The organism is Microbacterium sp. PRC9 (assembly GCF_031844125.1).
GTDB lineage: Bacteria > Actinomycetota > Actinomycetes > Actinomycetales > Microbacteriaceae > Microbacterium.
The window spans coordinates 189,633-197,815 of sequence record NZ_JAUZUR010000008.1 but is presented as its reverse complement, the minus strand read 5'-3'; the positions used below and the strand labels follow the sequence as shown (position 1 = coordinate 197,815).

The 8,183-nt window shown below is 72.0% G+C and carries 7 protein-coding genes and 1 tRNA gene; 1 reads left to right on the top strand and 7 read right to left on the bottom strand.

Translation table 11 applies throughout. The features are described 5' to 3' along the window. Positions 1–98: 98 nt before the first annotated feature. The 4 genes from Q9R33_RS18200 to Q9R33_RS18185 form a co-directional block, all read right to left on the bottom strand. Complete coding sequence (locus Q9R33_RS18200; RefSeq protein WP_311294631.1) at positions 99–1,583, bottom strand: DUF222 domain-containing protein; 1,485 nt, start codon at positions 1,581–1,583, stop codon at positions 99–101. Between the two features lie 282 nt (positions 1,584–1,865). Then, entirely contained in the window at positions 1,866–2,651 is a 786-nt protein-coding gene (locus tag Q9R33_RS18195) for a nucleotidyltransferase domain-containing protein (protein WP_311294629.1), read from the bottom strand. A gap of 147 nt (positions 2,652–2,798) precedes the next feature. Further along, positions 2,799–4,775: a DapH/DapD/GlmU-related protein gene (locus Q9R33_RS18190; RefSeq protein ID WP_311294628.1), complete on the bottom strand. Its 1,977-nt coding sequence runs from the start codon at positions 4,773–4,775 to the stop codon at positions 2,799–2,801. Next, positions 4,775–4,848: transfer RNA gene (locus Q9R33_RS18185), tRNA-Gly, on the bottom strand. Before Q9R33_RS18185 ends, Q9R33_RS18190 begins: the two co-directional genes overlap by 1 nt. Before the next feature lie 79 nt (positions 4,849–4,927). Here Q9R33_RS18185 and dcd point away from each other — a divergent pair. Beyond that, complete coding sequence (gene dcd / locus Q9R33_RS18180; protein ID WP_045299427.1) at positions 4,928–5,533, top strand: dCTP deaminase; 606 nt, start codon at positions 4,928–4,930, stop codon at positions 5,531–5,533. A gap of 4 nt (positions 5,534–5,537) precedes the next feature. Here the strand turns inward: dcd and Q9R33_RS18175 are convergent, their stop codons facing one another. Genes Q9R33_RS18175 through Q9R33_RS18165 form a run of 3 tightly spaced genes read right to left on the bottom strand, consistent with a single transcriptional unit; the run spans position 5,538 to position 8,079 of the window. Further along, entirely contained in the window at positions 5,538–6,512 is a 975-nt protein-coding gene (locus Q9R33_RS18175) for a hypothetical protein (RefSeq protein ID WP_056365855.1), read from the bottom strand. Positions 6,513–6,544: 32 nt separating this feature from the next. Next, positions 6,545–7,297, bottom strand: coding sequence for a cache domain-containing protein (locus Q9R33_RS18170; RefSeq protein WP_311294627.1), 753 nt, complete (start codon positions 7,295–7,297; stop codon positions 6,545–6,547). Next, a complete protein-coding gene (locus tag Q9R33_RS18165; protein ID WP_235560105.1) occupies positions 7,294–8,079 on the bottom strand; it encodes a FadR/GntR family transcriptional regulator in 786 nt (261 codons plus the stop codon). Before Q9R33_RS18165 ends, Q9R33_RS18170 begins: the two co-directional genes overlap by 4 nt. Positions 8,080–8,183 lie beyond the last annotated feature (104 nt).

Here is an 8,183-nt window from a genome sequence, read left to right as displayed (position 1 = left end):
TCGCGCCCGGCGTCCTTCGCCGCGCCCGCATGCCTATCGGCCCGCATGCCCGCGCGCCATGCCTGCGTACGCACTTGTCGCACCGACGCCCCTGCACGTCATGCCGCCTCGAATCGCCGGGGAGACTTCGATCTCAACGCGAGGGGCTGGCCGATCTCACCCGTGGCGGGGTCGGGCGGTGGATGGAGCCAGTACGTGTCGGCGTCGGTGAGGGCATCTCGCGTCCGCGTGATGCGCCACCGCTGGTTGTGAAGGCGCAGATGGCAGTTGCGGCAGAGCGCGATCCCATCGTCGACATCGGTGCGCCCGTGATGCTCCCACCAGTGATCGATGTGGTGATACTCGCACTGCGAGATCGGCGCGCCGCAGGACGGCCACATGCAGCCGCCGTCGCGGGCGGCGATGGCGATGCGCTGCTTTCTCGTGAACAGGCGAAGCTCGCGCCCGACGTCGAGCGGGCGCCCATCCGGCCCCCACATCAGCGGGATCACGCCGGATTCGCACATCCGCGCTTCGATGACGCCCCCGGGCAGAGCGTGTCCGCCGTCCTCCAGGTGCCCGACGCCGGTGACGTGCATCTCGCCGCGTTCACCGCCGCCCGCCACCGCGCCCGCCTCGATGACGATACGCACTCCCGGCTGCCGGTCGCCGAATGCCTGCTGGGGGTCGGCGTTCGCACCCGTGCGGAGCACGGCGATGATCGTGTCGTACTGCAGCTGCTCGTTCGACCGGCTGTCAGCCTCGGCCGCGCGCGTCTTCTCCACGGCGTCGGTGCCGACGAAGCGCGGCCCGCGACGTGGCCGCAAAGCGGCCTGCAGGAGGGCATCCACCCAGGCGCCCGCCTCGTCGTCGAAGAGGATGTGCGCGTGCCGCTGACCGTCGTGGTCGATCCAGGTGCGGAAGGACCGGGCGTCGAAGCGCTCTTCGAAACGGAGCGTGACGCCGACCGGATCGAGCCGATCTCGCGCGATGCGCGCCTGGCTGCGGAGCTCTTCCACGGGCAGCCCGCTCGCTTCTTCGAGCAGCATGTTCACGGCGCGAGCCCACGCCTGCGGGAGGAAGTCGGGCGCCAGCTCCGGGTAGCGGTCGACGGGCGGTTCTCCGAGCCCAGAGCGGATCGCCTGGAACTGCGCCTGCGTCAGACGTCCCGACGCGAGTGCATCTCGAAGCGCGCCCAGCCACTCCTGGACCACCGGTGCCGCCGGAACGCTTGCCCTGGTGACATCGGCTGCCGGCCGCTCCGCCGGGGCGAGTTCCCTGCCCGCGTCCACAGCCCGCGCGACGTCTGCTCTCCCGAGCCCCGTGAGATGCTGCACGAGCGCCGTGCCGGTGCGCAGACCCTTCCGCTGCGCGAGCCCCTCGTATCCGAGCTCGCGTGACGAGCGGCGCGACACCTCCGCCGACGCTCCTGCGACGATCAGCTCGAGCGCCTTCCGCGCCTCCGTCGCGTCGGCGAGCAGCGCCAGGAGATCGTCGTCGGCGAGCCCTCCCACTTCGGCGCCGCCGTCGCCGAGCCGCGAGGCGACCCGAGCCGCAGCATCCGTCAACCGCATCGCGGGGGAGGGTGCGGCTGAGAAGTTCATAGAACAAATATACGAATGGCCTCCGGCATCCGCTCGGCGCTGCCGATGATCCCCGGGCGCCGACGAACACAGCTCGAAGCGCCGCGCAGATCCGCTGCGCGTGAGCCGGAGCAGTCTCGCCGCAACCCGCCGCGCACCCGCAGACAACGACCTGGCCCGTCGACTCGCGGCCCCCGACGCAGACGACCCCGGACTCAGACCCACCCGGGAGCCCGCCCGCGTCAGCCCACGATCCGCCGCAGCAGCTCGTCCCCGAACTCGATCGCGCCGGATCCGCCCGCGTCAGCCCACGATCCGCCGGAACAGCTCGTCCGCCTGCTCCCGCACCTTGCGCTGATTCCGCACCGGCGCCATGCCCTCGAACGCCTCCGCGCGTTCCAGTTCCTGCGCGGCGAAGCGCGCGAGCACCGCGGGCGCCTCTCCAGAGCCCAGTTCGCGCGTCACCGACTTGAGGGCGATGAGGTCGGCGGCGGCATCCCGGATCTCATCCGACACCGTGGTCTCGGACAGCAGCGTCGGCAGATCCATCGGCGGCACGGCGTCACCAGGGTGGTCGGCGAGCCACCGCAGTGCGGCGGCCGGGCGCAGCACGTAGAAGAACCGCTTCAGGGTCTGCGTTCCCGTCTGCTGGCGCCGCGCCACATGGAGGTAGTGGCGGGAGATCGCACCGCGCTCCACGACGGTGGCCGCGTACGCCAGCAGCTCGTCGCGGAACGCGGTGTCGCCGCCGTAGACGATGGGGGAGCGCAGCCACTCGATCGGCGTGGCGTTGCCCCGCGCCATCAGCGTGAGCGCCTTGGCGATGTCCCAGCCGTTGACGTCGAAGACCTTGTCCAGCGGCGTCTCGATCACGTCGCGTGCGGGCCAGAGCGTGAGGTAGCGCTCGCGTCGCCCCACGAACAGGAACCGGCAGTCGTAGTCGCTGTCGGGCGAGGGGAACCCCCACGCCCGGCTGCCGCTCTCGATGGCCCACGGGATCCGCACGCCGTGCTCCGCCGCGACGGACTCCAGGCGCCGGTCGATCTCGCTGACGACCGCCGCGTCGAGGCTGTCGGGGATCGCGCGCATCGCTCGACCCTACTCGCGGAGCACCTCGATCGTCACGGATGCTGCGGGCCGCGGCATCCGGATATCCACACGCCCGGCATGCGCGCTGCCGCTTCACCGTCGCCGGCTGCGACCGGGTCTCCTCTCGCCGGTACGGCGCGGTGCGGCCTACCGCAGTGTGGCGGCGGGCTCCGGCCGGTGCACGCCGCGGGGCCGGTAGCCGAGCGCATCGGCGACGCCGGCGAGGTCGGCGAGGTACCAGAGGATCGCGAGCCACATCTCGGTGCCCTGCAGTCCCGGCTCGGTCTCGATGAGACCGCGCGCCGCGGGGCTCGGCTCGCGGAACGAGAACCCGGCGCCGGGCACCCACGTCGCCAGGGCGTCGGAGAGCAGGCGCGCGGCCAGCTCTCGCACCTCGTCGTCGCGGTAGCCGGTGCCACGCGCGAGCCACAGCGGGTGCGCGACGTCGAGCACGTTGCACGCGTTGCGGGCGCCCGGTGCGAACCAGCGCGGGTCGCGGGCGTGGCGCAGCACCGTGTCGATCACGCGGTCGGGGTGGGGCAGCGGCACGCCGAACTGCGCGAACGTGCCGCGCGAGGCGCGGTAGAACCCATTCACGACGGGGAGAATCCCGCGGTCGGGTGTGGCCGAACCCCACATGCCGGTCTGCGGGTCGGTGTTGAGCAGCAGCCACCCGAACAGCGCCTCCTCCACACCCGCCGGAATCGGATGCCCCGCACGCTTCGTCCACAGAATCGCGGTGCCGAAGCCGTCGATGTGGTGTCCGGCGCCCCACGCGTCGGTGGTCCACGGCAGACTCTCGCAGAACTCGACGACCCGTTCGGGGGTCGCCGCGGTCACCCACGTGAGAGGAGCGGGAAATGCCGACCCCAGCAGATCGAGCGCGTAGCCCGTGCTCAGCACGTGATAGGCGACGTCGCCGTGGGAGAAGCCGAGGCCCGCCTGCTGACGCCCGTCCGCATCGAGGGGAGCGACCGCGCCGGTCGTTGCATCCTGCCAGCCCTGCAGGCGGCGGATCTGCGCCTCCACCGACGCCTGCGGCGGCGCCGTGCCGAGCAGGAGATCCGCGATCTCGATCGCGTCGGCCTGAGCGCGTACGGTCGGGGCGGCGCCGGGGCGGTCCGTGAAGAGTCCGAGGTCGTCGTTCCACGCGCGTTGAAGGACGACGGATGCCTCGCCCCTCGCGCGCGCTGCCAGTTCGGCGACGCGTTCGGCCAGGCCGGCGACGTCATCGCTCCCGGTCGAGGCGCCGGCTGCCGTGAAGACGTTGTTCGGCGCTGCGGTCTGGCCGCCGGGCGCGGGGGCCCGGGACGGCGTGTGAGTGGGGTCGGCATCGGGCGGGAGTTCTGCGTCCGGCGCGGGTTCGGACTCGGGCTCGGACTCGGGCTCTGACCGGAGCTCGGGCGAGACGGCAGCCTCCGACGCGGCCGTGGCCAGGGCGGCGAGCACTGCCGGCGGCGTCTCCACGGGCTCGCGTGGTTCGGGGGAGTCGGGACGGTCCTCGGTGCCCCGGGCGGCAGCATCCGCCGCCGCATCGGGGTGGATGCCTGTGTCGTCGGGCTCGACGCGCCAGCGGATGAACCGCGCGGGGTTCCCGCCGACGACGGCGCCCGCCGGCACGTCCTTGGTGACGACCGCGCTGGCGGCGAGCACGGAGTGCGACCCGACGCTGACGCCGTCGAGGATCACGACGTGCGAGCCGATCCAGACGTCGTCGCCGATCTCGATGCCCTTGGACGTCAGCGGCTGGCGGAAGACGGGCGTGCCCGACTCCATCGAGTGGTTGAAGCCGAGGATCGAGGTGTGCGCGCCGATGCGGACGCCGTCACCCATCGTGACGCGGCCGCGGATCACCGTGTACGGGTTGATGCTGCAGTCGGCGCCGGCCCGGAGGTCGCCGGTGAGGTAGGCGCCTGCCGCGACGTACGTGCGGTCGCCGAGCCGCAGCGATTCGTTGTCGATCGAGGCGAGCTCGGAGAGGAAGCACTGCTCGCCGAGCTCGTGGTCGGGGCGGCCCGCGACGACGGTCTGCTGGAGGAGCAGCTGCGCGTCGCGCTCGGACGGGGTCGCCTCGCTCCAGAAATCCCAGGGCGAGTACTCGTGAGCGGCGATCGCGGGAGACATGGAGGGGCTGACGGGAATCGAACCCGCGCTGTCTGCTTGGGAAGCAGAAGTTCTGCCATTGAACTACAGCCCCGGACGCCGGCATCCCGGCGCTCGCGCGCCTGTTACAGCGCCCGGCCAGCATAACAGCACGGTCCGGATAGGCTGGCTCCGTGCTGCTGAGTGACCGCGACATCCGGCTCGAGATCGACGCGGGGCGCCTCGCGCTCGACCCGTGGGACCCCGCGATGGTGCAGCCGTCGAGCGTCGACGTGCGGCTCGATCGGTACTTCCGGCTGTTCGACAACCACAAGTACCCGTTCATCGATCCCGCCGAGGACCAGCCCGAGCTGACGCGCCTCATCGAGGTCGACCCCGAAGAGCCGTTCATCCTCCACCCGGGCGAGTTCGCGCTCGGCTCGACGTTCGAGCAGATCACGCTTCCCGACGACATCGCGGCCCGCCTCGAGGGCAAGTCGTCGCTCGGTCGCCTCGGGCTGTTGACCCACTCGACCGCGGGCTTCATCGACCCCGGCTTCTCGGGCCACGTCACGCTCGAGCTCTCGAACGTCGCGACTCTGCCCATCAAGCTCTGGCCCGGCATGAAGATCGGCCAGGTCTGCTACTTCCGCCTCACCTCGCCCGCTGAGAGCCCGTACGGCTCGGGGCCGTACGGCAACAGGTATCAGGGGCAGCGCGGGCCCACGGCATCCCGTTCCTTCCAGAACTTCCACCGCAGCGACGTCGGCGCGACGGATGCCGGGAGCCGCGGCGCCTGAAAGCTCAGGGCGTGGGCTCGACGATGCCCGGCTCGCGCGCGTAGACGTGCACCTGCTCCCCGTCGAGCACGAACTGCAGCGCCGTGCCCTCGGCGAAGCGTTCGCGCAGCTCTGACGGCGCCTGCCTGCCGACCACCAGTGCCGCCTGTGCAGGGAAAGGGCCTGCGCCGCACGCGCCGCCGAGGTAGGAGGGGTTGTCGCCCACCCCGCTGAAGACGATCAGGCAGGGGACGGCCCCCTGAGTCCCGTCGCCCGTGACCTGCGGCTGCGACAGCACCGAGAGACCGTAGAACGACTCGAAGGCGAGGGAGTCCTCGGTCGGGCCGCCCCAGACCTCCTCCGGCCAGTCGGCGTCGGGGTCCACCCCGAGCACGCCGACCCGGCCCGCCTCCATGGTCTGCACGAGCACCGTCAGTCCGACTCCGACCAGCATCGCGACGACGACCGAGGCTGCCCACACGACGGGTGTGCGGCGCCACCACGGGCGGCCGGGCGCGTTCTCGACAGCGTCGGGATCGACGACGTCGCCACCGGCGTCGCTGCCGGGGTCGGCAGCTGGGCCCACGCGCCCGGAGGCTCCGGCCGACGCGCCAGCGGAGGCTGGAGGCGTGGGGACCGTTCCGCTCGCGAGGTCGTCCGCACCCAGCGCCTCCGCGGGGGAGCCGTGCTCGTCGCGATCCGGGGCGATCGGGTCCGCTGCGGCCGCGGCATCCGTCTCCTCCGATGCGGGCGGGGCGATGGCTTGCGGTTCCGCGACGTCCTCGTCGCCATCGAAGGCGGACCTGCGCGGGGTTCCGCCGTTGGTCGAGACACGTGCGCTCGCCGCGACGTTCGCCGCGCTCGCGGCCGCGGCCTGCTTCTCGAGCTCGCCCAGGCGGGCGAGTGCGGCGGGGTCATCGAGGATGTCGGCGTCGCGTGCGTACGCGCGCCTGCGCAGCTCGGCGAGCTCGTCGCGCGAGGAGTCGGTCGGCGTTGACATCGAGGCCATCCTTCCCCATCGCGCCCGGCGCGCTAGCTTCCGACGACGAGGGCGAGCGATGTGTCGCCGCAGGCGAGCACCGACGTGCCGCCGGAAAGCCTGACGGGGGTCGGCGACAGCGCCCGCACGGCGGCGGTGAGGTCGTCACCGCGGAGCATCGATCCCGGCTCGCGCCGCGCGTCGGTCGAGGTCACGACCCGGCCGGAGGCGTTGACGAGGGTCGCGGGCATCTCGCCCGCGCGCAGCACCGGAAGGAGCACGCGTTCGAGCCGATCGACCAGGGCGTCCGCTCCGACGACGCCGATCATCGAACCCTCGCGCACCACAGGCGTGGTGATGGTGACGGTGTAGTCATCGGTGCACACGTAGTCGACGTACGGGCCGGTGAGGTGCCGCGTGCCCGTCGCCTGCGGAACCCGCCACCACTCCAGTGCGGTGTAGTCGCGGAACTGCTCGTGGGTCGGGTCGTCGATCGTGGCCAGCCGCCGCACCCCGTGGGCCGAACCGGTGGTTCCGAGCCACCAGGCGAGGAGCCATTCGGCGTCGGTCAGAACGCCCGGCGCCGCCACGAATCCCGCGCCGGTGAGCAGCGTCTCTCCCGAGACGGCGGGCACGGCGAACGCCTCGACGAGGGGATCGATCGCCTTCGCCGTCAGCGCGTGGGCCGAGGCGAGCTGCTCCTCGAGCAGATCGCGCCACCCGTCGATCATGGCGAAGATGCCGTCGATGGTCGCGGCGACACGGATCGCCACGTCGGCCGGAGACCTGGTCGCGATGGTGGTCATGGGACGTCCTTCGGGTCGGATGCTGCGTCCTCGGTGCGCGCGTCGATGCGCGCTCGCTCGTCGATGAGCCATTCGAAGGCGCTGTTGATATGTGTGATCGTCTCCGCGCGGGCCTTGTCGGGTGCCACGTCGCGGATGGCGTCGATGACCCGCGTGCGGGCGATGGCGCTGCGGTCACGGTACTCCTGCTCCCGCAGGCACATCCAGAGGAGGGAGCCGGCCTCTCCCTGCAGGCGCATCTCCTCGTGCACGAGGCGGGGCGACTGACTGACGGCCGCGACCTCGAGCCGGAACCGGCTCACGGCTCGCCTCGCGCCGCCGGCCGTCGTGAGATCCGCGGCGTCGGCGATGCGCACGAGCGTCTCGATGTCGTCGTCGCTTGCGCGGCCTGCGGCGGTCTCGGCCGCCGTGCCGGCGATCGCCGAGGTGTGCAGGGCGAAGTCGCGCAGCTCGATGCGGCTGAGTTCGCGCAGGCGCCGCTCCAGCAGGCGGGTCGCGGCGTCGCGGTCGAAGGTGACGAAGCTGCCGCCGTCGCGGCCGCGCCGGGTCTTGACGAGCCCTTTGTCGCGCAGCACCTCCAGCGCCTCGCGCGCGGTGACGAGGGCCACTCCGAGGCTTCGCGAGAGGTCCGCTTCGCTGGGCAGGCGCTCGCCGTCGTGGAGGACGCCGGTCACGATCGCATCGGTGAGCCGCTTCTCGACGAGCTCGGCCCTGCCGGTGCCGTCCAGCGGGGCGAAGACGACGGCGCGGGCGGCGTCGACTCTTCCCGTCGCGTGCGGCATGGGACTCCCGGGTGGACGGCGGAAGAAGGTGTCCTCCGCAACTGTGACCCGACCGTAACACGGCACCCCCTCTTTTGACATATGGCTCCATATGATTAACTTCC

Coding starts and splice junctions, on each gene's coding strand:
- Q9R33_RS18190 (WP_311294628.1), bottom strand. CDS start 4,775: ATGTCTCCCGCGATCGCCGCTCACGAGTACTCGCCCTGGGATTTCTGG.
- Q9R33_RS18165 (WP_235560105.1), bottom strand. CDS start 8,079: ATGCCGCACGCGACGGGAAGAGTCGACGCCGCCCGCGCCGTCGTCTTC.
- Q9R33_RS18170 (WP_311294627.1), bottom strand. CDS start 7,297: ATGACCACCATCGCGACCAGGTCTCCGGCCGACGTGGCGATCCGTGTC.
- Q9R33_RS18175 (WP_056365855.1), bottom strand. CDS start 6,512: ATGTCAACGCCGACCGACTCCTCGCGCGACGAGCTCGCCGAGCTGCGC.
- Q9R33_RS18200 (WP_311294631.1), bottom strand. CDS start 1,583: ATGAACTTCTCAGCCGCACCCTCCCCCGCGATGCGGTTGACGGATGCT.
- Q9R33_RS18195 (WP_311294629.1), bottom strand. CDS start 2,651: ATGCGCGCGATCCCCGACAGCCTCGACGCGGCGGTCGTCAGCGAGATC.